Below are 23,958 nucleotides of genomic sequence, written 5' to 3' on the forward strand. Positions count from 1 at the left end.
TAGTAAAAACATTCTAAAAATTCAATGTTGCTTTTTTTATATCTTGTGTTATAATAAAAACATGATTAATCCTGAGATGTACGCGAAGCTTATTAATTTTAACCTACATGAGAAATACGGGATTTGCAAAACAGCTAATGAAATCGGGCTTCAAGTTTTACTTCACTTTTGTGACGGAAGATGATCGAGTTAGTTTGCGTAAAACCCACCTGCGAGAGGCAGGTATAAAATTGTAAGTGTGACGGCATATTTGGGAACATTAATTGAGTTTGTTTAAAGGTTCAACTTTTGTTGGACCTTTTTTTCATTAAAAAATTGATGTGTTTTTTAGCTTTTCTTTTAAAGAGAAGAACTTACTTTCTAGTGCGTCTACTTTTTTAGAATACACTTCTCGCTCTTTCTTGTTAAGATTTTTACTTAACAAATCATTGTAATAATCAATGTCACCCATTAAGGATAGAATTTCTAAGGTATAGTCCCAAGCAGATTTACTCATAAAAAACCTCCTAAGTTTAAAATCTAGTAATAGTATAGATATTAATAGAAGATTTGGTGAATAATTTTAATTAATTACTTTAATATATTTTAGTCCATGTGTATAATATAATTATGAATAAATTATTAACTTGTATAGGGAGTGAATGATTATGAGTAAAGAAATAAGTAGTAAAGATAGAGAGAATATAATAAAAAGAATATATGAAAGAATGAAACATGATTTCAAGGAAGAAGAGTTTTATGCTGAAGTTTCACTATCAGAAATGGAAGATAGCATAAAAAAACATTATTTAAAAGGGAAAGGTAAGTTTAAAACTCTAGAAGAACTTATAGATGATGAAATAAAAAATGAAAAATTTTAATTTATAATTAATGAAATAAAAAATGAAAAATTTTAATTTATAATTAAGGACTATATAAAAGCATATTACTTAAGAAAAGTATGTTTTTGTATAGTCTTTTTAAAAGCATAGTTAAGAGGATATTAATTTAATTTACTATATATACTTATTATATTAACAAAATTATTTTTATGGTGTATAATATGTTGATGTGTAGTGTTTTAGTAAAATAATATATTTAAAGAAGAAATAGGTGAAATATTATGAACAAGAGAAAATTAACTGCAATTATACTTAGTATATCAATGATTTTTGCGGTTTCAATAAATAGCACTAATATTGTACAAGCTAAGACTACAGAAGAAGCTCAACAAGAAATTGATAGTAATAAAAATAAAATAGATGATCTTAAAGATAAACAAAGTGATATAAATTCTGAGAAGAGTAAATCTCAAAGTAAATTAGACGAAATACAAAAACAAGTAGCTGATAAAAATCAAAAGTTACTTACTTCTCAAAAGAAAGTTGATGAATATAAAGGTAATATTGATTCCTTAAAAGATAGTATAGATAAACTTCAAGGACAAATTAATGATATTCAAAGTAATATAGATAAGAAGAAAAAGGAAGAAGAAGAAAAAGAAGAAATACTTTCAGGTAGAATAAGAAGTGCTTATAAATCTAATTTAAGCAATCAGTTTTTATACATAATGCTTGAATCAAAAAATGTAGGGGACTTTATAAGTAATGTATCAAGCATAAAATATGTGGTAGACACAGATAATAAGTTAATTGATGACATAAAGAAGGTTCAAAGTGAATTAAAAAGTGAAGAATCTCAATTAAAAAGTCAAGAAGAAGACTTATCAAGTAAAAAAACTAAGTTAGAAAATGAGAAGAAAGAATATGATACCTTAGTAAGTCAGTATCAATCTCAATTAAATGAATTAAATTCTTTAGAAGAAGAAAAACAAGCTGAAATAAATAGCTTAAGTGAAAAAGAAAGAACAGTATTAGATGAAATTAATAGTTACGAAGAAGATAATGCTAATCTTAAAGATTATATAAATAATTTAATTAATGAGAAAAAAAGTGTTAAGGTAAATAGTGATAATAATAGTAAAAGTAGTACAAACAATAAAAGTACAGAGGAATCAAGCTCATCTAGTAATGAGGGAAATTCAGAGACAAAGGCTAATTCCTCAAGTGGATTTATGAGACCAGCTCCAGGTGGAGTTACAGATCCCTTTGGACCTAGAGTGCATCCTGTTACAGGAAAAAGAAGTGTTCACACAGGGGCAGATTTAGGAGCATCTTATGGAACACCTATTCTTGCATCAAAGTCAGGTACTGTTGTTGAAGCAGGATGGAATACTGCTTATGGTAATATGGTTATAATAGATCATGGAGATGGAACAAGTACTTTATATGGACATTCATCTAGACTTGCTGTACAAGCTGGTCAACATGTATCACAAGGACAAGTAATTGCTTATGTAGGATCAACAGGATATAGTACAGGACCTCACCTTCATTTTGGTATAATGATAAATGGTGAATGGGTAAATCCTATGAATTATATAAGTTAATTTAAAGGGAGTGTATTAAAATTATATTTACAAAGAAAACTATGATAGAATTTCTTTGGAGTTAAATTTTAATATGCTCCTTTTTACTTAATATAGTTTAAATAAAAATTTAGTTTGGAGATGATTAGGTGAAAGCTTTAATTTTAGTAGGAATAATATTATTTGCTGTAGGATTATTATTTGAGTCAATGTATAAAATAAAAATGGTATTTAAGAGTTTTTCTAAAGATACTAATGGGAAGGCAGGAAAGGATTTTAATTTTGACTTTAAAAATCAGTTTAATAATATATCAGAAGAAAAGAGAGAAGAGTTTATAAGATCCTTATCAGATGATAAGAAGGGTTTATTTAAAGAATACTTAGCTTGTAATAAAGAAGATGAAAATTTATTAAGAGAAAAATTAGATGAAAAACATGTGTTTAATATGTTTAACAGATGGGCAAGACAAAATAATATAGAACCAATAAATATAAGTAACTATAAAGATTTATAAAAGGTTTTTATAAATATAAAAATAGTCCTAGGAAGAAAAATCCTTGGACTATTTTTATTTTTAAAGATTTAATTACCTTTTGCTAAATGCTTATTTATATAAATTTTCTTTAAGAACACAGATACTATTATAAATAATATTAATAGACTTACAGATAGATATATACTTGTTTTGTTAAAAGTAATCCATTGAGCTCCTAAATTTACAAAAACTAATATGCCGGGAATAGTTCCTATTAAAGTGCCTAAAGCAAAGTCTTTATATGATATTTTAGTAAGACCAGCTCCATAGCTTATTAAATCAAAGGGGAAAAGAGGGATTAATCTTAAAAGTAGAATCATTAAAAATCCATTGTCCTTTAATAATTCTTGTATGTTTTTAAGTTTATCATTTTCAAACTTTTCCACAAAGGATTGACCAAGGATTCTAGAAATAAAGAAAGATATACTTCCTCCTATTAAAGCACCAATACTTGTATATAAGAATCCTCCTCCTAGTCCAAATATACTTCCACCTAAGATTGCTAGTACTGAATCAGGGAAAAAAGTTAATGGAACTAAGGCAAAGGCTATTATATAAATTAGGGGAGCGAAATATCCAGAACTTAAAATTAAGTTTTTTAAGCTATCTAAATTTAATATATTACTCTTAGCAAGGAAAAATATAAGACAAACTAAGGCTAATATTATTATAGAAATTAAAAATTTATAAAATTTCGTCATTATTAAACCATCCTTTATATTTATTCAGCAATTTTTATTGTAAAATAAAATTATAGAATTGTAAAATTAAATAAAAATATAGTTTTAGTGAGGGGGGATAGGATGATAAATAGAGATTTTATTATAAGCTTTATTGTTGTAACTTGTATTATATATCTTATATATGTATGTTACGGCAAATATTTAGAGAAAAAGCAAATATATCTTAAAACTTTAACTATATTTTTAATAATAGAAGTCTTAAGAAGGATTTTTATTTATGGAAAAGTCAACAATCGTTTAATAAGTGGACTTTCTTTTATTCAATTGATATTTTTAGGAATTTCAGTAGCTATGTATGGACTTATGTATTTTAAGAATAATTTAAGCTGATAAATTTAATTAATCATAAGAATAAACTTTAGTAATTTATCTTAATAGAGTTTATTCTTATTTTTTATTAGAAAATATACTTTCATTTGATATATAATAATATTTAGACTAAAATTAATTTTATAATTATTAAAAAAATGTAACTATTTTGAAATGATAAATTAAAAAAATTAAAAGATAATTATCTAAGTGAGAAATGGAGTAATTATAAAATATATAAATTTAACATAGGAGGAAAGAATGAGTAAGGAGATTTTTTCTAAAAGGAGAAACTCAAATAAAAATAATTTTTTGAAAATATTTTTAGGAGTTTTAGCAATTATAATATTATTATGGGGTGGAATAAAAGTTGTTACAATGATAGGTAGCAATTTAGCTAATAAGGCTTCAATTAATAAAGAACAGGAAGAGCAGGAGAAGGTCATAAAGCCTAATCCAGATGATGTAATGCCTGGAATGAATATTACATATGAAGCAGATAAGTATGCAGTTGATGCTAAAGATGTACAAGCTATGGCTAATGACACATATAAAGGTGAAGGAAAATATGTATTTTTAACCTTTGATGATGGACCATCTAATTCAACAGAAAAGATATTAAATATATTAAAAGATAAGGATGTACATGGAACATTTTTCGTTTTAGGAAGTAGTATAGAAAAAGACTCTAAAAAACAAGAATATTTAAAAGAAGAATTAAAAAGTGGAAATGCTATTGCAAACCATAGTTATAGTCATGATTTTAAAAAATTATATCCAGGAAATAAGCTGAAAATTGATTCCTTTATGGATGAGTTTAATAAGACTAATGATATAATGCAGAGCATTTTAGGAGGAGAATTTGATTGCAAGGTATTAAGAATGCCAGGTGGGTATGGAACAAGAAAATATTATAAGGATCCTTCTCTTAAAGAATTTGACGATACATTACAGGAAAATGGAATAATAAATGTTGATTGGAATGCCTTAGATGGTGATGCAGAGGGAAAACCATATTCTACAGAGGAAATGCTTAATTATGTGAAAAAAACATCAAAAGGAAAAAATCATGTAGTTATTCTTATGCATGATGCAGCAGGAAAAGAAAAAACCGTAGAAATATTACCACAAATAATAGATTACTACAAGAATGAAGGATATGACTTTAAAGTTATAAAAAACACTTCTAAGGAAGAAAATAATAGCAATCAAAGTGAAAATAATAAAGATAAATCAAGTAAATAGTATAAGAAAACATCATTAGAAAATACTAATGATGTTTTTTATTTTTTATCTATATTAAGTTTCCATTTCCAAAAGGATTCATTAGTTAATTCATATATGCGATTCTTTTCTTTACTTGTAAAATCTTTGCTAGAAAAAATATCACTAATCTCCTTTTCAAGTAACTCTAAATATATTTTTTTATCTTTTAGGTTCTCATAAATTTCTTTTGAAAAGTCATTTGTTAGATTTTTTTTCTTTTTTGAGTTTCTAAGCCAGCTACATTGTTCTTTAAAATGAATTTCAGAGATCATTTTATTACTTTTTGCTTGAACTTCTTTTATATTATCAATATTCATAAAAACTCCTTTCTGAAAGAGAGATTATATTATATATTCTTCCATTTTATAGAAAATCCTTTGTGGAAAATATAAATATAAATTTTTCTTCCTTGAAAAAATTTAACATATAATTATATAATAGAATTTAAAAAGAAGGTGATTAAAATATGAACAGTTTTAATATAGAAAAACAATCAATGTGGAAATGCATAACTAAGAATAAATTAATTTGTAATGAAAGTGATACTTTAGCAATAATACTACCAGGCCTTGGGTACACCCTAGATAAAGCACTTTTAGATTATTCTAAACAGCTTATTTTAGATTTTAAATTTGATTGTTTAGGAATAGAATATGGATTTCAAGTTAGTAGAGAAGCTTTTAATAGACAGGATGAAAATGATATAAGAGAATTATTACTTGAAACTCTAGATATTATTTTTAGTGCCTTAGAACTTAGAAGAGGAAAATATAAGAGAATTATTCTTATAGGTAAAAGTCTAGGTACAGTATTACAAAGTAGAATAGATAAAGAAATTAAGGAAAATTATGATATTCATATTAAAAATATTTATTTAACTCCTATCAATGAAACCTTTAAAGAGAAATTAGATAAAGAAGGATTAATAATAACTGGTACTAAGGATACTTTAATATCTTCAGAGAATTTGGAAAAAATAAAATCTGAGGGATTAAGAGTATTAGGAATAGAGGATGCTGGCCATTCATTATGTATAAAAGGAAATGTATTAAGGAGCATTAAAGCTTTAGAAATAATAATTGAAAATATAAAAGATTATGTTGAAAGAATGTAAATATAACTCATTAAAATAATATTTTACATAGGTATTATTTTAAAATAATAATAAATAAAAAATGGAGTGATCATTTTGAAATATACAAAGAAGGAAAAAGAGGAATTAAAAAAAGTCTTAACTGAGGAAGAATATTATGTTACTCAAGAAAATGGAACTGAAAGACCTTTTACAAATGAATATTGGGACTTTAATGGAGAAGGAATATATGTAGATATAACTACTGGAGAGCCTTTATTTACTTCAAAGGATAAATTTCACTCTTCTTGTGGATGGCCTGCCTTTTCAAAACCAATAGATAGAAGCATAATAAAAGAAAAGGTAGATAAAAGTCATGGAATGATTAGAACAGAAGTTAGAAGTAAACTAGGAGATTCACATTTAGGCCATGTATTTTGTGATGGACCAGAGGATTTAGGTGGATTAAGATATTGCATAAATTCTGCTTCTTTAAAATTTATTCCAAAGGAAGAATTAAAGGAAAAAGGATATGAAGAATATTTAGAGCTTTTTAAATAAAGTTAAGTATTTTTAAGATAAGGATATAATAAAGGAAATAGAAAAGTAGGTGTTTTAATGGGATTCTTATTAAACAATGATGGAGAAAATGATTTTCTTTTAGCTGATACTTATTCAAAGGATGATATCTTTTGGATAACTTTAAGAGGATTAATATCTAAAGGGAAAATTGATGAGGCTGAGGATATGCTTTTTAAAGAGGCAGAGAAAAATCCTTCTATGGAAATATATGAAATAGGAGAGAAAATGTATAGCTTATTAGCTAATAAAAGTGAAGAAGAACTTAAAAAATATAATTTCTCCAAAGAGGAAATTGATTTAGGTTTAGAAGATTTAAAGAGATTAATAGATAAACATAGCTTATAGTCTACTGTATATAGCAATAAATCAAAATAAGGGGAGATAGTTATGAGAAGTTTAAATAAAGAAGTTTTTCTTAAGAAATATCCTCATGTAGAAGAATATATAGAGAAAAATAAAATTGAATTTGAAGATTTACAAAGGATATATAAGGATTTTGTAAAGTTTGAGGGTTCTTATTATAATCAAGCTGATTTTATAGCCAATATACTTCGTTCTAATGAAAATGTTCATTCTGTTAAATCAAGGATAAAAAATCCAGATAGATTAATAGAAAAAATAATTAGAAAAACAGAAGATAGAAAAGAAAAGTATGGTGAAGATTTTTATTTTAATGAAGATAACTATAAAAATGAAATAACTGACTTAATAGGAATAAGGGTTTTACATATATTTAAGGATCAATGGAAGGATATACATGATTTCATAATAAAGACTTGGAATGTAATTGAAATAACAGCAAATATAAGAGATGGAGATGATAGAAGTATTTTTGATAATCTAGGTATTGAAGTTATATCAAGACAATCAGGATATAGATCAGTTCATTATTTAGTTGAACTAAACTTTACCCAAGATAGTACAACAATAGCTGAGATACAAGTAAGGACTATTTTTGAGGAGGGGTATGGAGAAATTGATCATAGACTAAGATATTCCCATCAAGAGATACCAGAGATCTTAAAATCTAATCTTTTACTTTTTAATAGAATTGTAGGAAGTGCAGATGAAATGGCTTCCTTAATAAATATGCTAAATAATAATTTAGATGATAAAGACAATTATTATGAAACTAAATTAAAAGAAAAGGATGAAGAAATAAGAAAATTAAAAGAAGAAATTGAAAAGTTAAAATAATTTAAATGGGCTACATTTATGTATCTTATAAATAAAACTCATAAACATTTACTGAAATTATTAATGAATTTTATTTTTAAGATTTAATGTAGCTCTTAATTTTTAGAAAATATAATGTTAATAAAATATTAACTAAATGTGAATAGAAATAAAATAAATAAGGGGTTTTAATAAATTTTGGGATAATTTAAGAAAATTCAAACTTTGATTTTATAATCTTTAGGTAGTAAAATGAACATAGTTCACTGTGAGTTTTATTAATGGTATTTAAAGAAATAATATTAATAAAAGTCACACTTAGAATAAGTAAAAACTTACGAAAGGGTGATAATAATGAAGAAAAAATCAGTTGGAATTACCATGGCTGTCTTCTTGTTAGGAATCTTCATGGGAGCTATTGACTCTGGTATAGTTTCACCAGCAAGAGATATAATAGCTGATGGATTAAAAGTTTCACAAAATGCTAGTGTTTGGGTTGTAACAATATACACCTTAGCATATGCAGTATCAATGCCTCTTATGGGAAAACTTTCTGATAAGTATGGTAGAAAAAAAGTTTACATGGTTTCAATAACTCTATTTGGACTAGGTTCTTTACTATGTGGGGTATCAGATTACGTAAATAGTTATACATTCTTATTATTCTCAAGAGTTATAGAAGCAATAGGTGGCGGAGGTATAATGCCAATAGCTACAGCGTACATAGGAACATCATTCCCAGTTGAAAAAAGAGGTTCAGCTTTAGGGATGATTGGAGGAGTATATGGAATAGCAACAGTTGTAGGACCAACCTTAGGTTCAGGAATACTTTCTATTTTTGGAGATAAAAACTGGGGATTTTTATTCTTAGTAAATGTTCCAATCAGTATAATAATATTACTTATGGCAACTAAATTAGAAGAAAATACTTCTGCACAAGGAATTAAGAAATTAGATGTTTGTGGTTCAGGAGTATTAACAATATTAATTTTATCTTTAATGTATGGAGCTACAAACTTAAAATTCTATGATTTTGCTAATTCAATAAAATCACTAGATGTTTGGCCATATCTTTTAATATTTATAATATCAATTCCAATATTAGTTTGGGTGGAAAAGAAAGCAGAAGATCCAGTAATAAACTTATCTTACTTTACTAATAAGGAAATAGCTATAACTTTAATATTAAGCTTTGTTGTAGGTTGTGGATTAATGGCAACAGTATTTATTCCTCAATTTAGTGAAAATATATTAAGAACACCAATGGGTAGTGGTGGATATATAGTTACAATATTTGCAATATTTGTAGGTATAGCAGCACCTTTAGGTGGAAAATTCATAGATAAAATAGGAGTTAAAAAAGTACTATTAATAGGTATGTCTTTAGTTATCATAGGAAATCTTTATCAAGGATATGTAACAACTAAACATCCAGGTATGGTTAACTTAATAATAGGTTTAGCTATTATGGGATTTGGTTTAGGATTCTCTATGGGAACACCAATAAATTACTTAATGCTTAGTTTAGTACCAGATAATGAGGCTACAGTTGGACAATCAGCAGTATCATTAATTAAATCCATAGGTATTGCAGTATCACCAAATATTCTTATTAACTTTATATCAGATGCAGGTAGAAGAGTACCAGAAGCATTACAAAAAGTTATGCCACATGTAGATGGAATGTCTAATATAATGTCAAATAGTGGTGGAGCTTCAAATGTTGCTAATTCAATGGGAAATGCCAGCGTTACTAATATATTTAGTCTTATAAAAGGAATGGTACAATCACAATTTGCAGCTTTAGGAGACAAATTTGCAAATAATCCTCATATGAATATTGATATGATTGAAAAATCATATATGCAAAGTTTAGATGGAGCTAAAGATGCAATAGAAACTGCATTCCAACAAACTATGAATACAGGATATACTAAATTATTCTTAACATGTGCTATTATAGCTTTAATAGGATTAATATTAACAGCTATGTTAAATAATAATTTAATAACAATGAAAAATAGAAGATTAGAAAAGAAGGAAAAAACTAATTGATAAAAAATGTTTTTTGAGTTATGATAAATAAAAACAAATAATTTTAAGATATTGCTAGGGGTGCTGTAAAAGGCTGAGAGGGATAATAAGTCCTAACTCTAATAACCTGATTTGGTTAATACCAGCGTAGGGAAGTATATTTTAAGTTGTGATTTTTCATATTAGAAAATATTATTATGATTAATTAGAGAATATATTTTTAAAAGGTTTAGCAATATTGCTAAACCTTTTTTTGTTGGTATAAAAGTCTTAAGAATATAGAAAAGAGGTGAAGGTATGATTGTTAATGGTAAGAAAGTAGAAAAAGGTGAACTTAATACAGTTTATGATTTACTAAAAAGTTTAAATGTAAATAGTAAGAGAGTTGTTGTAGAACTAAACAAAGAGATAGTTAATTCCTGTAATTATAATGAAATCTTACTTAATCATGAAGATGTAATTGAGATTATTGCCTTTGTTGGTGGAGGATGATTAAGAAGTATTTAAGAAGTCTAAACAATAAAAGGTGAGTGAAAATAAAAGAGAAAAAAGATAAGAGGGACCTTTATGAATATAAAGATTAATGAAAAGTGGAGAGAGGTAAAAGAAAATTGCACAGTATATTCTTTAAAAAATAAAGAATTTCCTGATTCTCATGTTATAGTTTTAAATGGATTTCCACTTGTAGAAGATAAGAAACTTAAGGATGGAGATAGGATTGTCTTTATAAAAAAGGGAATTATGCCTAATAAAGAGGAGTTAGAAGAACTAATGGTATCTAGGCATACACCAGGTATTCATGAAAAACTAAAAAGAATTAAGGTTTTAATAGCTGGATGTGGAGGCCTTGGATCTAATATTGCTATTTCCTTAGGAAGAATAGGGGTTGGAAGTATAAGCTTAGTAGACTTTGATATAGTAGAACCTTCTAATTTAAATAGGCAACAGTATTATATTGAGGATATTGGAGAATTTAAAGTAACTGCTTTAAAAAGAAACTTAATTAGAATAAATCCTTTTATAAAAATAGAAGCTTTAAATCTTAAGCTTTCTGAAGATAATATGGGTATTTTACAAGGCGCTGACATAATAATAGAAGCCTTTGATAATCCAGATTATAAAGCCTTATTAGCTAATTATGTTCTAGGTAATATGAAGGACAAATTTTTGATTTCCTCTTCAGGAATGGCTGGTTTTTATGATTCAAATTTAATAAAAACAAAGCAAATAACAGATAATTTTTATATTTGTGGAGATTTGGTAAATGAAGCTAAGGAAGGCTGTGGATTAATGGCTCCTAGAGTGGCTATATGTGCAAATCACATGGCTAATTTAGTTATAGATATAGCTGTTAACAAAATAGAATTTTAAAAATAAATAATAGTAAAAATAGAGTGGATTTTAAGTGCTTTTTAGACAGAGTTTATATATAAAAAATAAAATACTAGTCTAAAATATGAAGAAATAAGAAGAGTAGTGAGTAGAAAAGGGGAATTTTTTATGGACAAGTTAATAATAGGTGGAGTAGAGATAAAAAATAGACTTTTTGTTGGAAGTGGTAAATATCCTTCAAATGAAATAATAAAGGATATTTTAGAGGGAAGTGGCTCTCAAGTTATAACTTTAGCCTTAAGAAGGGTAGATTTAGATAATAAGGAAGAGGATATTCTTCAAAATATACCTAAGGATGTAATACTACTTCCTAATACTTCTGGGGCAACTAATGCAGAGGAGGCTATTAGAATAGCAAGGATAGCAAGAGCTATGGGATGTGGAAACTGGATAAAGATAGAAGTTATATCAGATTCTAAGTATTTGCTTCCAGATAATGAAGAAACCATAAAGGCAACTAAGGTATTAGCTGATGAAGGATTTATTGTCCTTCCTTATATGTGTCCAGATCTTTATGCAGGAAGAAGATTAATAGAAGCTGGAGCGGCAGCTGTAATGCCACTTGGTGCACCAATAGGAAGTAATAGAGGGTTAAAGACTAAAGAATTGATTCAAATAATGATAGATGAATTAGATATTCCTATTATAGTTGACGCAGGTATAGGAAAGCCATCACAGGCTATGGAAGCTATGGAAATGGGAGCTGCAGCTTGTTTAGTTAATACTGCCATAGCATCCTCAGAAGATCCTATAAATATGGCTAGAGCTTTTAAAATGGCAGTAGAAGGTGGCAGATTAGCTTATGAAGCTAAAATGGGAAGAGAATCAAAGTTTGGAAATGCTTCATCTCCACTTACTGGATTTTTAGATTAGGAGATGATTTAATTGAGTTTTTATGATGTAGTAGAAAAATATAGAGGTTTTGATTTTTATGGATATTTTGATTCTGTAAAAAAGGAAGATGTATTAAGAAGTATTTATGAAAGAAAGAAGAGACCAGAGGATTTACTTAATTTAATATCTCCTATGGGAGAAGAGGTTTTAGAAGAAATGGCTCAAGAAGCAAGAAATCTCTCTTTAAAATATTTTGGAAGAACAATATTACTTTATACACCTATGTATATATCAAATTATTGTGTAAATAAGTGTTCATATTGTGGGTATAATGTAGAAAATAAAATATGTAGGAAAAAATTAAATCAAGAAGAAATAGAAAAAGAGGGGGAAGCTATTTCAAAGGATGGATTTAAACATATTCTAATATTAACAGGGGAAAGTGAATATCATACTCCAGTAGAGTATATAGAAGAGAGCATTAAAACTTTGAAAGAGAAATTTCCTTCAATAACCATTGAAATATATCCAATGACAGAAGAGGAATATAAAAAGGTGGTAGAAGCAGGTGCAGAAGGGCTTACTGTATATCAAGAGACCTATGATGAAAAAGTATATGATAGGGTTCATGTGGCTGGTCCAAAGAAAAATTATAAATTCAGATTAGAAGCTCCAGAGAGAGGAGCAGAAGCTGGAATGAGAAGCATAAGTATAGGAGCCTTATTAGGATTAGCTGATTTTAGAATAGATGCCTTCTTTACAGCAATGCATGGAAAATATTTAAGAGATAAGTATCCTCATATAGATATAAGTTATTCAGTTCCAAGAATAAGACCCTGTGAAGGAGGGCTTAAAAAGTTAAATGAAGTTGAGGATAGGGAACTAGTTCAAATACTTTTAGCCTATAGACTATTTGATCCTCAAGGAGGAATAAATATATCTACTAGAGAAGGAAAGGATTTTAGAAGAAATTTAATTCCTTTAGGAGTAAGTAAAATTAGTGCTGGAGTTTCAACTGAGGTTGGAGGCCATTCTTTAAAAGAAAAAGGTACAAGCCAATTTGATATAAATGATGAAAGTTCTGTAAGTGAAGTTAAGGAATTAATAAAAAGTCAAGGTTATCAACCTATATTTAAGGATTGGCATAGATTTTAAAATAATTTTTTATTAAAATGGTGATTTTTATGTTTTTAATAACCAATAGAAAGTTAGTAAATAGGGAAAGATATTTTAATACCATAGAGGAAGCAGGTAAATATGGTGTTAAAAATATAATTTTAAGAGAAAAAGATTTAAGTACAGAGGAATTAATAGAGGTTTATATAAAAATAAAAGAGTTAGTTCCAGAGGAAACAAATATAATATTAAATTCCAATATTGAAGCAGCAAGGATTTTAAAAGAGAAGTTTATTCATTTAAGCTTTAATGATTTTAAGAGAAATTTAGAAGAAATTAAATCCTTAAAGGTTGGAGTATCTGTTCATTCTATCTTAGAGGCCCTTGAGGCTGATAGATTAGGGGCAAGCTATATATTAGTATCTCCTATTTTTGAAACGCAATGTAAGAAGGACGTAACTCCTAAGGGAATTAATTTTATAAAAGAGATTAAGGAAAAGGTAAATTGCAAGGTCATAGCCTTAGGAGGAATAAATGAACTTAACTTTAAAGAAGTATTAGGGGCTGGTGCTGATGATTTTGCATGTATGTCACTTTTATTTATGAGTAATAATATAAAGAAGTCCTTAGATACTTTTAAAGCTCTTTAAATATATCTAGATTTATATGAAGGAAAATGTAAATTATATGATTATTAATAGAATTATGGTATAATTGATATTAATTAATAATTACAATTTGTTATCAAAGGAGAATTGCTTATGTCATTTGAGAGAATAGATATTTCAGATAGAAGTGAACAAGAAGGAAGAAGTTGTGTAATCTTATATAACTTTGGAAATAAGGAATTAAAGAAAATACAAAACTTTGCTAGAATAATGGGAATAAAAGATCAAATAGTTTTAAATTCTAAAAATGGAGATGAAACTATAAAGAATATATTAGAAGATAAAATTGAAAAAATAGAAGGTGAAGGAGTTAAAGAAAGAGCAATAATATTTAATGCCATAGCTCCTGGAAAAGTTCATATATTTTTAGAAAACTTAAAAAAAGTAGGCATACAAAGACCTTTAGTTGCAATGGTTACAGAAACATCTATTAATTGGACTATTGATGTTTTAGTTAAAAATTTAATAGCTGAAAGAAGAGCATTAAGATCAGGAGATATGACTACTCACGAAAATAACTAATTTACAAAGTTTTTAATTTGTATTAATACAGAGAAATTAAATATTTTTTATACTTAAAATCTACAGATATTTTATCTGTAGATTTTTTTGAATTATGAAATTTTCTAAGAAGTTTTGTTTGTTAGTTCACACAATAAAAATAGGTATCAACTTTATTTGGGTTATGAAATCCAGTATATTTATTTGAGTTTAATTAGATCTTTTAAATTTTTTTCGAGTCAATTCTGTAAAAATAATAAATAATAAAACATTAACAATAAGTACTATTATGCTTCCTTCCAGTTTGCATAGACCTCCTGAAAGGAGTTTATTCCCTAAAAAATTAACTTCAAGTAAATTAGGATAATCACTAGCTAAAGATACGCTGCCTAAAATAATAGAACCAACTATGTTCCAGATAGAATGAATTATAATTGGAGTTACAAGTGAGTTTGTATATTCTAATATAGCTGTCATAAATAGGCTCATGGTTATAATATTTAATATTGGAATAATTCCATATGTTAATACACCACCATGCATAAGTGTAAATAAAGTAGTTGTTATAATAGTTGAAGTAATAACATTATAGTTCTCTTTTATCAATTGATATAAATATCCACGAATTAATAATTCTTGCATAATTATATTAAGAAATGCAGAGATTATCCATAACCATAATGAAGGAACATAATTTACTTTAAGGATTTTCATTGTCCCTGTTAATATTAAAATTAAAGTAGGAATTAAAAGCCAAATAAGTCCAACACCAATTCCAATACAAATATTAAAAAAAATGTTATTGAAAATATGTATAGTTTTTCTATCTATTATACAAAATATTAGAGTAATGGATATAATTAAAAGAAACGGAACTAATTCTGCACCAAATCTCCAAATAGCTGCATTATTTGAGGGTATTGTTGGTAAGATACTTCCAATAATGGCAAAAGAAAAAAAGAATAACATTCCTTTTAATAAGACATATAAATTTTTTTTCATGTGTAGCTCTCCTAAAATATTAAATTTTATAAATAAAGTATATATATTATATTAATATTTTATCATTTTTACACTTTGAAATCATTTATTATCTTATTTAGGAATGTTTTACAATTTAATTGTTTATTAATATCTAAAAGTTTTATAATTATAATATTTATATTTAATTAAAATTTATTGATTTTCCATCTGAAGTTAGAATTATTTCTCCATCTGTATCAGTTCTAAAGGTCTTAATATTATATTTTTTTATTATGTCTAAAGTTTCTCTATGTGGATGTCCATATTTGTTATCTTTAGCACAACTGATTATTCCATACTTTGGAGAAACAGCTTCTATAAAGGCATTGCTTGATGAGCTACTAGATCCATGATGACCAAATTTTATTACATCTGAATCAAGAGAATTTTTATACTTAGCTAAGGCTTCCTCTTCAGCTAACTTTTCAGCATCACCAGTGAATAAATAAGAAGTGTCACCAAAGCTTAATTTCATTATAGGAGAATAATCGTTAAGTTCTTCGTACTCTGATTTTTGAGGAGTAAATACCTCAAATTTAGCTCCTTCTCCTAAATCTATAACCATTCCACCTTTTAATTCTTTAGTTTTTAATCCTTCATCTTTCACTGCTTTAACAAGATTTTCATATGTTTTAGTTGTATGAGTTATTTTAGGAGAATAGAAAGCCTTTACTTCATATTCTTTAAATACATCAACCATTCCACCAATGTGATCTTCATGGGGATGAGTTGCAATAACTAATTCAAAATCATCAATGTTTTTAGCTTTTAATTGTTCTAATAGTTCTTTAGAATTACTTCTTGGACCAGCATCTATTAAAATATCATTTCCATTTACTTTTATATATGCTGCATCACCTTGTCCAACATCCATATAAGAAATCATAAGTTCAGAGTCTTTAGGAACTTTAGAGTCTTGTGTTAAATCTATTCCAAAATATCCAGCTAAAAGAACAACTATAATTCCAATAATTGAGCTAATAATTTTCTTTTTTTTATCCATGTAATAAATCTCCTTGTATTTTATTTATGAGAATTAAATTCATCAATAAGAATTATAGTTTAATATGAGATTTAATAGATGTACATTGTTTATATTAAGAGTAAACTTTTTAATAAAATTAAAATTATTATTCTAAAGATTTAATAATTTAAATCATCTTATGGCAATATAGATAATTGTTAATCTACAAGGAATAGTTAAATTGAGAGATAAAATATGATTTAGAGTATATTTAATTAATTTTATAGAAAGAATTTTCTATGATATCTGTTTAAATATAATATATGAATTAATTGAAAGAAATACAAATTAATGGTAAGATTAGGGATATAGTAAATGTTTAAATTAAATGAAAATAAAAAAATATAAATAATTATTTATAAGGGGAGAATAATTATTTAATTAAGTGTAGGTTTATGGGAATATAGGGGGAAGAGTATTATGGCAATCTTGGATATGTCTTTGGAAAAACTTTATGAATACAGAGGGATTAGCCCACTGCCAGAAGATTTTGATGAATTTTGGAATTCACAGTTAAGGGAATTAGCTAATTTAGACATTAAATTAGAATTAAAAAAAGCCGACTTTGAAAGTCCTATAGCAGAATGTTATGATTTGTATTTTAATGGTATTGATGGAACTAGAATATATGCAAAATTTATGAAACCTAAAGAAGTTAAAAGGAAAATGCCAGCTTTATTAGAGTTTCATGGGTATGAAGAGAGAAGCAATGACTGGAGTAATAATCTTCACTATGTAGCTAGTGGAATGTGTGTTGCAGTTATGGAGTGTAGAGGGCAAGATTACTTGAAAGAAGATTCTTGTAAGTTTAAATCTTTTAAGTCAAAAGGGCATATAGTTAGAGGATTAGTTGAAGGTAGAGAAAAATTGTTATTTAAAAATATATTTTTAGATACTGCTATTTTAGCTAGAATAGTAATGAATATGGAATGGGTAGATGAGGAAAGAGTTTTTGCAACTGGTGGTTCCCAAGGAGGAGCCTTAGCTTTGGCTTGTGCAGCCTTAGAAAATAGAATAAAAGGTGTTTATGCTTATTATCCATTTTTATGTGATTACAAAAGAATTTGGGTTATGGATTTAGGTGGAGATTCTTATGAGGAATTAATAAGATATTTTAAGTTTATAGATCCAAATCATGAGAATGAAGAATATGTTTTTAATACCTTAGGATATATTGATATAAAAAATATGGTCCACAGAATAAAAGGAAAAGTAAACATGGCTATAGGACTAAAGGATGATATATGCCCTCCATCAATTCAATTTGCTGCTTATAACAATATCCTATGTGAAAAAGAGCTAGTTTTATATGATTCTGGACAAAAGCCTTACTTCTTAAATTTAAAGGACAAGATATACAAGTGGGCAATAAATCTTTAAATTGAATAATATTTTATAATTGATATAATTATATTAGGGGATGAATTTTAGATTGAATTCATCCCTTTATACATATTTAGAAAGAAGATGAGTTTATGAGGATTATTGATAATGAAAAAGAATTTAAGGAATTCTGTAATGAAAAAGGGATAAGATTAGCTTATTTAAGTACTAATACATGTTGTGCTTGTAGCGTTTTAAAACCTAAAATAGAGGAATTAATAAAAAAGTACCATAATGCAAAAATTATAGAGGTTCAGGCTGATAAAAGTGTAGACATAGTATCACAATTAAGCATTTTTATGTTTCCAGCAATTATTTTATATATAGATGGTAAGGAGATTCTAAGAGAAGCTAAATATATAAGTGTTGTTGAATTAGAAAAGGTTATAGATAGATATTTTGAACTTTATAATTAAAAATAATAAACATATGAAAAAGGTTAGGTGATAATTCTAGGTTTTATTTCTATGTTTTATTAAAATATTTAATTCAATTTGATTTGTAAAATAAAATTTTATATACTATATACAAGTTAAATATGAATAATTTGACAATGTTTTAATATATTCTTAAAAGAAAGGAGATATTATGTGGGATTCACTAAAAAAAAGTTATAGACATTTAAAAAATATTTTAGGATTTGTTACTGATAAAAGAAATTATGAAAATATAAAGAAGCTTTTAAAAAACTACAAAATATTAAGTGATATATCAAATATAATAGTATCAGTTTTAGTATTTTTAAGTGGTATTCTTTTAATAATTTCAGGGATTTATCCTAGTATATTTTATAAGATAAAATTTTTAGACAATATATATAGTTTATCTTTTTTAAGGTTTTCACATAGAGCTTCAGTATTAATTGGATTAATGTTAATAATGACCTCTAAGGAAGTTTTCTTTAAGGTAAAAAGAGCTTATTATGTTACATTAACATTGCTTATAGTAGGAGGAGCCTTTGCCTTTGTAAAAGATTTAGATTACAAAGAAGGAATTTTTATTTTAGGAGTAATAATACTTCTAATATTATCAAAAAAGAGTTTTTACAGAAAAAGTATCCCTATTAAGGTTACTAAATTAAGTGGTATATTATTAGTTCTTTCAATTGTAATGATTATCTTTGCAAGCTTTATACATAAATTTAACATACATTTTAGTAAGAATTATAAGTACTATGTAGACTTCTTCCATAGCACAAAGGGGTATTTAAGAATAGCATTATTCACTTATATAGCCTTTATAATATTTGTGATAATATGGTATTTAACAATGCCTAAAATAGAAGATGACGAAAGGTATATGGATGCTGATTTAGAAAAGGTATCAAAATTCTTTAAAGAAATAGATTATGGAACAATATTCTCCCATTTAGTTTATTTAAAGGATAAAAAGGTCTTTTGGGCTAATGAAGGAGAGTCCTTAATAATGTATAGCAAGTACAAAGATAAGATAATAGTTTTAGGAGATCCTATAGCCACTAAGGAAAATCTATATAGTTGTATAGAAGAGTTTCAAGCTTTTACAAATTTATATGGATATGATGTTGTTTTTTATGAAATAGAAGAAAAAAACTTTTCTACCTATCATGATGCAGGTTATTATTTCTTTAAGTTAGGAGAAGAGGCAAGAATAGATTTAGAAGAATTTAATTTGATTGGTTCTAAAAAGAGTGCCTTTAGAAATACCTTAAGAAGAGTTGAAAGGGAAGGATATAGTTTTAGTATTATAGAGCCTCCTTTTAATAATGAGGTAGTAAGTCAATTGAAGGAAATATCCGATAAATGGTTAGGTGACAGAAAGGAGAAGGGATTTTCTTTAGGATGGTTTAGTGAGGATTATATACAAAGATCGCCTATAGCTATTTTAAAAAATGAAGAAGAAAATAAGATTATGGGCTTTGTAACAATAATGGATGCTAATGATGGAGGGGAGACAGTAGCAATAGATTTAATGAGAATAGATAAAAATGCTCCTAATGCCTCTATGGATTACTTAATGCTTAATTTATTCTTAACATTTAAAGAAAAAGGATATAAATATTTTAGCTTAGGAGAAGCACCATTATCCAATGTAGGATTTAACACTCATTCACATTTACAAGAAAAGCTTGCAAGGTTAGTTTATAATAGTGGTAATATATTCTATAGTTTTGATGGGCTAAGAAGATATAAGTCAAAGTTTTCTCCAATTTGGCAACCTAGATATTTAGCATATCCTAAGTTTATGTCCTTACCAGAGGTGTTTATTAACTTATGTTTATTAATAGCTAATTCAAAGGAAAGAGTAGAGAAAAAATAAAAACGTATATTTTAAGTTAAGTTTGATTTAAGTAAATATTTTTATATCTAGCTTAATTAAGTTTATTATGTTAAAGAGAGTCTTTTAATTATAAGGCTCTCTTTTTATAAAAATTTACTTTTTATAAATAAAGCTTATTTTTTATATTGAAGTTTAAAAAAATAAGGGCATTATTTTTAATTTATTTAGAAGAAACAATGAGTTTTTAAATAGATATAAAAAATCTAAGGATTTAGGCTAAGATTTGTCAAATGAAAATGTTTTGAAGTGATTTTTAAGAGGTGTATAATAGTGTTAAATATTTAATAAAACAAAGTTTAATATGTTTTATTAAGGAGGGTATAAATATGGGAAACTTTTTTTTAGAAAGTGATTTTAGAGCTTTTGACATAGACAAATCAAGAAGTAGAGATAAAGTTATATTAGAGAGAAGAAGAGTTGCTGCTGAGAAATTAAGAGAACTGAATAATTTAGGTCTTTTTGAATTTATGAATTCTAAAGGGTTAAGCTCTCATTGGGAAAAGCAATATATAACTAGTATAACTTGGCCACTAAAAAGAGTTAATGATGAATATGTGGATAGAATATATTTATCTTATGGGAAAAATAGAGCTGATGTTAGAAAGCTTATAAAGGTTTTAAATTTATTCCATGATATTGAGGGAAGTAGAATAGAAGATGACATGGTATTTAATTATATTCCTCGTATTCAATTAGGATTAGACTCTAATTCTTGGAATACAGCTCTATACTTAGATAAGTATGGAGCCATAGAACAAAGAAATCTTGTTAATAAAATAAGAGAAAACTACGAGCTAAAAGAAAGATTTAAAAACATACTTATGGCTTTAGAAGAAAAGGGATATAGATTATATTTAATTAAGGATAATAATTCTAGAAGTTATGAAGATGAAACAGATTATGTTGAGGATATAATAAAATATACAGACAGTGGAGAAAAGTATGGATTAACCATAAGAAAAGATTATGATAAAAATCATGTTAGCAACTCAAGAAATGAAATATTAGATTTTGTTAAAAATGAATTTGATAATTTAATGGATGTTTATTATTTTATTTCTTGGGATTCAGAAGAGAATGACTATTTAAGATAATAGCTATAGTTTAAAAAGTTAATGACTTGAAATTATAAATTTAGAGTTAACTTTATGCTTAATCTTATAGATAAATAAAAATCTAGTATAAAATTCATAAAAGGAGTTATATCAAAATAAGTTTTATTGTTAACTTTTGATATAACTCCTTTTTATGTGATTTATTGCATCTATAAAAGCATTTTAAGAAAACTAAATACTTTTATTTAAATAGTTATTATTTTCAGTACTTTTAATTTTACTATTAATAAGTCTTTTTATAGAAAAATATAGCTTAGTAAAAGATGAAACTAAAACAATTCCAGTAGCTATGGAACCAGCTAACATTAGTGTATTGCATCCTAAGGATAAAGCCTTATCTATATTTCCTTTTAAGGTTTCTAGCATTGTATAGAACATGCCTCCTCCAGGAACTAGAGGAATTATTCCACAAACTAAAAATACTAATACAGGAGCTTTTAATACCCTAGCTGAAATCTCAGAGAATAGGGCTATGAAAATAGCAGCTAAAAAATAATTAAAGCTTTCATTTGTGCTAATAAAACTTGAGGAAAAAAGATAAACAAACCATCCTAAACCGCCGCATAGGGAAGAGAAAAATAAGTTTTTACCTTTTATATTAAATATTATTCCAAAACCTAAAGAACTAAAAAATGCATATATTGAGTTTATTATTAGGTTCATATAGCCATACCCCCATAGTGATTTATTAATATAGATAAAATACTAGCACTTCCAATAGCAATTCCTACAGCTATTAAAAAGGCTTCAATAAATTTAGCACTTCCAGCAACTAAATCACCAGCTATTATATCACGAAGTGAGTTAGTTATAGCAAGTCCAGGTACTAAGGGCATTAAAGAACCTATTATTATTTCATTTAGATTAGGAGCAATATTAAATCTTACTGCAAGAAAAGCTAGCAATGATGCCAAAGCTCCAGATATTATATTTACAAAGAAATTATTTGTCTTTAAAATATTAAAAAAGTATGCAAGAAGACAAAGAACTATTCCTATAAAACCTGAGACTAAAGAATCCTTTAAATTACCTCCAAAAAGTAGAGTAAATGTTGAAGCTGAAATTAAATATCCTAATATTTTTATTTTAAGAGGATATTCTTTTTCATCAGCTATACTACTTAGCTTTTTTTCAGCATCTTCAATAGAAACTTTATTAAAGGCAACCTCTCTTGAAAGGTTGTTTAATTTAGCTATTTTATCTAAATTAATAGTTCTACTTGTTACCCTTCTAGTTCTAGAAATTGCATTTTTATATGTTTTTATTGTTATTATTATGTTTGTAGGAATTACAAAAACATCAACTTTTTCTATTCCATAAGCCAAACAGATTCTGCTCATGGTTTCTTCAACTCTATACGTTTCAGCGCCATTTTCAAGCATTAGAGTACCAAGTTCAGTTGAGAAATTGATAATTCTATTAAAATCCATATGTACCTCCAAATAAGTATGTAAAAATTAATAAGAAACATTTTTTCATTATTACAATATTTCTTTTCTATTATACTTTGAAGAAGAGTTTATTATAAAGACTTTAAATTAAAAAAATGTAAAAAAATATGTTTTTTTAATGGAAAATAGCTAATAGATTTGTATTTATAATTTAGTTACTATAGTTAAAATTTTGCATAGATTAATTATGAATGGAATTTATTGGGGAGGATGAACTATAATGGCTATTTTAGATTCTAAAGTTGGACATATAAAAAGTAGAATTTCTAAAGATAGGGTTGTATTAAAAACAATGTATCCATTTAAAAAAGGAGAGTTAGCAGATGAAGTTGAAATAAATTTATACTTAGAAGGAAGTAATAGGGTAATAAAAAAAGAATTGCCTTATGGTGGATATAATATGCATTTGTTTTTAGGAGATTTTTTAGGCAGTGGAAGAGATTGTATTTTGGTGAAGGGAAGATTTCAAGGTTCTGGTGGAATTGCTATTTTATTATTATATGAATATGATAATGGAGAAATAAGAGAAATAACTAATCAGTGGGAAATAAGTGCTAGAAACAAAGCTATTATAAGATACTTACCAAATTATAAAGTAGAGGTATCTTACGGAGCGAAAGAAAAATATATTGTAGATCTTTCTTCAAAGGATAAATCTTACTTAAATCTTATATATGATGAAAAGGGAAATGTAAAATTAAAAATTAATCCTGGTATTTCTGATATTAATACCTATTATGAAATAAAAGAACTTGGAAGTAATAAATATGATTTTTTAATACGCCAAAATATCATAGGAATAGTACTAGTAGATGTTATAGGTATAATACAAAGTAGAGTTGTATTTAATCTTAATGGAAACTTTGTCATAAAAGATAGGGAACTTATAATAAGTAAAGATAGAAATTTGAATAACACCCATAATTAATTGTAATTTAATACCTAAAATAGTATAATTAAAGCAAAATATTGTGTTTATAATATTTTGCTTTAATGAGAGGTTTACT

The 23,958-nt window shown here is 26.4% G+C and carries 28 protein-coding genes, 1 other RNA gene and 1 riboswitch; of the genes, 22 read left to right on the plus strand and 7 right to left on the minus strand.

The annotated features are described in order from the left end of the window. Positions 1 to 65 precede the first annotated feature (65 nt). Positions 66 to 261: non-coding RNA, 6S RNA (gene ssrS, locus I6G60_RS07265), on the plus strand. 46 nt (positions 262 to 307) lie between these two features. Here the strand turns inward: ssrS and I6G60_RS07270 are convergent. Next, the gene (locus tag I6G60_RS07270) at positions 308 to 496 is read right to left on the minus strand and encodes a hypothetical protein (protein WP_003465144.1); all 189 of its coding nucleotides are present in this window, start codon (positions 494 to 496) and stop codon (positions 308 to 310) included. Positions 497 to 647: 151 nt separating this feature from the next. Between I6G60_RS07270 and I6G60_RS07275 the strand changes: the two genes are divergently transcribed. The 3 genes from I6G60_RS07275 to I6G60_RS07285 all read left to right on the plus strand — a co-directional run bounded on the left by I6G60_RS07275 (position 648) and on the right by I6G60_RS07285 (position 2,922). Then, positions 648 to 860, plus strand: coding sequence for a hypothetical protein (locus I6G60_RS07275; protein ID WP_003455999.1), 213 nt, complete (start codon positions 648 to 650; stop codon positions 858 to 860). A 242-nt stretch (positions 861 to 1,102) separates the two neighbouring features. Continuing rightward, entirely contained in the window at positions 1,103 to 2,428 is a 1,326-nt protein-coding gene (locus I6G60_RS07280) for a murein hydrolase activator EnvC family protein (protein WP_011010541.1), read from the plus strand. Between the two features lie 128 nt (positions 2,429 to 2,556). After that, complete coding sequence (locus I6G60_RS07285; RefSeq protein ID WP_003468093.1) at positions 2,557 to 2,922, plus strand: hypothetical protein; 366 nt, start codon at positions 2,557 to 2,559, stop codon at positions 2,920 to 2,922. Positions 2,923 to 2,990: 68 nt separating this feature from the next. Here the strand turns inward: I6G60_RS07285 and I6G60_RS07290 are convergent, their stop codons facing one another. Next, positions 2,991 to 3,644: a TVP38/TMEM64 family protein gene (locus I6G60_RS07290; protein ID WP_003449611.1), complete on the minus strand. Its 654-nt coding sequence runs from the start codon at positions 3,642 to 3,644 to the stop codon at positions 2,991 to 2,993. 102 nt (positions 3,645 to 3,746) lie between these two features. Between I6G60_RS07290 and I6G60_RS07295 the strand changes: the two genes are divergently transcribed. Next, positions 3,747 to 4,016, plus strand: coding sequence for a hypothetical protein (locus tag I6G60_RS07295; RefSeq protein WP_003449716.1), 270 nt, complete (start codon positions 3,747 to 3,749; stop codon positions 4,014 to 4,016). 240 nt (positions 4,017 to 4,256) lie between these two features. Next, positions 4,257 to 5,240: a polysaccharide deacetylase family protein gene (locus I6G60_RS07300; RefSeq protein ID WP_003456012.1), complete on the plus strand. Its 984-nt coding sequence runs from the start codon at positions 4,257 to 4,259 to the stop codon at positions 5,238 to 5,240. Positions 5,241 to 5,278: 38 nt separating this feature from the next. Here I6G60_RS07300 and I6G60_RS07305 read toward each other — a convergent pair whose 3' ends face one another. Further along, complete coding sequence (locus I6G60_RS07305; RefSeq protein ID WP_003455891.1) at positions 5,279 to 5,578, minus strand: hypothetical protein; 300 nt, start codon at positions 5,576 to 5,578, stop codon at positions 5,279 to 5,281. 149 nt (positions 5,579 to 5,727) lie between these two features. Between I6G60_RS07305 and I6G60_RS07310 the strand changes: the two genes are divergently transcribed. The 11 genes from I6G60_RS07310 (at position 5,728) to I6G60_RS07360 (ending at position 14,657) form a co-directional block, all read left to right on the plus strand. Then, the gene (locus I6G60_RS07310) at positions 5,728 to 6,375 is read left to right on the plus strand and encodes an alpha/beta hydrolase (RefSeq protein ID WP_111744266.1); all 648 of its coding nucleotides are present in this window, start codon (positions 5,728 to 5,730) and stop codon (positions 6,373 to 6,375) included. Between the two features lie 75 nt (positions 6,376 to 6,450). Further along, entirely contained in the window at positions 6,451 to 6,894 is a 444-nt protein-coding gene (gene msrB, locus I6G60_RS07315; RefSeq protein WP_003456069.1) for a peptide-methionine (R)-S-oxide reductase MsrB, read from the plus strand. A gap of 57 nt (positions 6,895 to 6,951) precedes the next feature. Continuing rightward, positions 6,952 to 7,260 carry a DUF6483 family protein gene (locus I6G60_RS07320; protein WP_003449678.1) on the plus strand — a complete coding sequence of 103 codons (309 nt, stop codon included), beginning with the start codon at positions 6,952 to 6,954 and terminating at the stop codon, positions 7,258 to 7,260. 42 nt (positions 7,261 to 7,302) lie between these two features. Next, positions 7,303 to 8,112 carry a RelA/SpoT domain-containing protein gene (locus I6G60_RS07325; RefSeq protein WP_003468035.1) on the plus strand — a complete coding sequence of 270 codons (810 nt, stop codon included), beginning with the start codon at positions 7,303 to 7,305 and terminating at the stop codon, positions 8,110 to 8,112. A gap of 333 nt (positions 8,113 to 8,445) precedes the next feature. Continuing rightward, entirely contained in the window at positions 8,446 to 10,146 is a 1,701-nt protein-coding gene (locus I6G60_RS07330) for an MFS transporter (protein WP_003468062.1), read from the plus strand. A gap of 46 nt (positions 10,147 to 10,192) precedes the next feature. Further along, positions 10,193 to 10,296, plus strand: a riboswitch (TPP riboswitch). Between the two features lie 126 nt (positions 10,297 to 10,422). Further along, entirely contained in the window at positions 10,423 to 10,617 is a 195-nt protein-coding gene (gene thiS, locus I6G60_RS07335) for a sulfur carrier protein ThiS (RefSeq protein ID WP_003449779.1), read from the plus strand. Between the two features lie 75 nt (positions 10,618 to 10,692). Further along, a complete protein-coding gene (thiF, locus tag I6G60_RS07340) occupies positions 10,693 to 11,496 on the plus strand; it encodes a sulfur carrier protein ThiS adenylyltransferase ThiF (RefSeq protein WP_164818851.1) in 804 nt (267 codons plus the stop codon). Between the two features lie 129 nt (positions 11,497 to 11,625). Beyond that, positions 11,626 to 12,390 carry a thiazole synthase gene (locus I6G60_RS07345; RefSeq protein WP_049039414.1) on the plus strand — a complete coding sequence of 255 codons (765 nt, stop codon included), beginning with the start codon at positions 11,626 to 11,628 and terminating at the stop codon, positions 12,388 to 12,390. A 12-nt stretch (positions 12,391 to 12,402) separates the two neighbouring features. Further along, positions 12,403 to 13,506 carry a 2-iminoacetate synthase ThiH gene (gene thiH / locus I6G60_RS07350; RefSeq protein ID WP_049039413.1) on the plus strand — a complete coding sequence of 368 codons (1,104 nt, stop codon included), beginning with the start codon at positions 12,403 to 12,405 and terminating at the stop codon, positions 13,504 to 13,506. A 29-nt stretch (positions 13,507 to 13,535) separates the two neighbouring features. After that, complete coding sequence (locus tag I6G60_RS07355) at positions 13,536 to 14,117, plus strand: thiamine phosphate synthase (protein ID WP_110020279.1); 582 nt, start codon at positions 13,536 to 13,538, stop codon at positions 14,115 to 14,117. A 111-nt stretch (positions 14,118 to 14,228) separates the two neighbouring features. Beyond that, positions 14,229 to 14,657, plus strand: coding sequence for a DUF3783 domain-containing protein (locus I6G60_RS07360; protein ID WP_003449615.1), 429 nt, complete (start codon positions 14,229 to 14,231; stop codon positions 14,655 to 14,657). A gap of 189 nt (positions 14,658 to 14,846) precedes the next feature. Here I6G60_RS07360 and I6G60_RS07365 read toward each other — a convergent pair whose 3' ends face one another. Continuing rightward, a complete protein-coding gene (locus I6G60_RS07365) occupies positions 14,847 to 15,638 on the minus strand; it encodes a CPBP family intramembrane glutamic endopeptidase (protein ID WP_003468110.1) in 792 nt (263 codons plus the stop codon). Positions 15,639 to 15,801: 163 nt separating this feature from the next. Then, positions 15,802 to 16,662, minus strand: coding sequence for a ComEC/Rec2 family competence protein (locus I6G60_RS07370; protein WP_003468075.1), 861 nt, complete (start codon positions 16,660 to 16,662; stop codon positions 15,802 to 15,804). Positions 16,663 to 17,103: 441 nt separating this feature from the next. Between I6G60_RS07370 and I6G60_RS07375 the strand changes: the two genes are divergently transcribed. The 4 genes from I6G60_RS07375 (at position 17,104) to I6G60_RS07390 (ending at position 21,479) form a co-directional block, all read left to right on the plus strand. After that, the gene (locus I6G60_RS07375; protein WP_003467999.1) at positions 17,104 to 18,063 is read left to right on the plus strand and encodes an acetylxylan esterase; all 960 of its coding nucleotides are present in this window, start codon (positions 17,104 to 17,106) and stop codon (positions 18,061 to 18,063) included. A 95-nt stretch (positions 18,064 to 18,158) separates the two neighbouring features. Continuing rightward, the gene (locus tag I6G60_RS07380; protein WP_003449654.1) at positions 18,159 to 18,482 is read left to right on the plus strand and encodes a thioredoxin family protein; all 324 of its coding nucleotides are present in this window, start codon (positions 18,159 to 18,161) and stop codon (positions 18,480 to 18,482) included. Positions 18,483 to 18,654: 172 nt separating this feature from the next. After that, the gene (locus tag I6G60_RS07385) at positions 18,655 to 20,364 is read left to right on the plus strand and encodes a phosphatidylglycerol lysyltransferase domain-containing protein (protein ID WP_003456039.1); all 1,710 of its coding nucleotides are present in this window, start codon (positions 18,655 to 18,657) and stop codon (positions 20,362 to 20,364) included. A gap of 347 nt (positions 20,365 to 20,711) precedes the next feature. Beyond that, on the plus strand, positions 20,712 to 21,479 hold the full coding sequence (locus tag I6G60_RS07390) for a hypothetical protein (RefSeq protein ID WP_003455954.1): 768 nt from the start codon (positions 20,712 to 20,714) through the stop codon (positions 21,477 to 21,479). 192 nt (positions 21,480 to 21,671) lie between these two features. Here I6G60_RS07390 and I6G60_RS07395 read toward each other — a convergent pair whose 3' ends face one another. Both I6G60_RS07395 and I6G60_RS07400 read right to left on the minus strand, forming a co-directional pair. Beyond that, positions 21,672 to 22,163, minus strand: coding sequence for a threonine/serine exporter family protein (locus I6G60_RS07395; protein ID WP_003456089.1), 492 nt, complete (start codon positions 22,161 to 22,163; stop codon positions 21,672 to 21,674). Beyond that, positions 22,160 to 22,930 (minus strand): threonine/serine exporter family protein, encoded by a 771-nt coding sequence (locus tag I6G60_RS07400; RefSeq protein WP_003449600.1) that lies wholly within the window; start codon positions 22,928 to 22,930, stop codon positions 22,160 to 22,162. Before I6G60_RS07400 ends, I6G60_RS07395 begins: the two co-directional genes overlap by 4 nt. A 241-nt stretch (positions 22,931 to 23,171) precedes the next feature. Here I6G60_RS07400 and I6G60_RS07405 point away from each other — a divergent pair, with 241 nt between their 5' ends. Next, complete coding sequence (locus I6G60_RS07405) at positions 23,172 to 23,879, plus strand: hypothetical protein (RefSeq protein ID WP_011590904.1); 708 nt, start codon at positions 23,172 to 23,174, stop codon at positions 23,877 to 23,879. Positions 23,880 to 23,958 lie beyond the last annotated feature (79 nt).

The organism is Clostridium perfringens (assembly GCF_016027375.1).
GTDB classification, from domain to species: Bacteria; Bacillota; Clostridia; order Clostridiales; family Clostridiaceae; genus Sarcina; species Sarcina perfringens.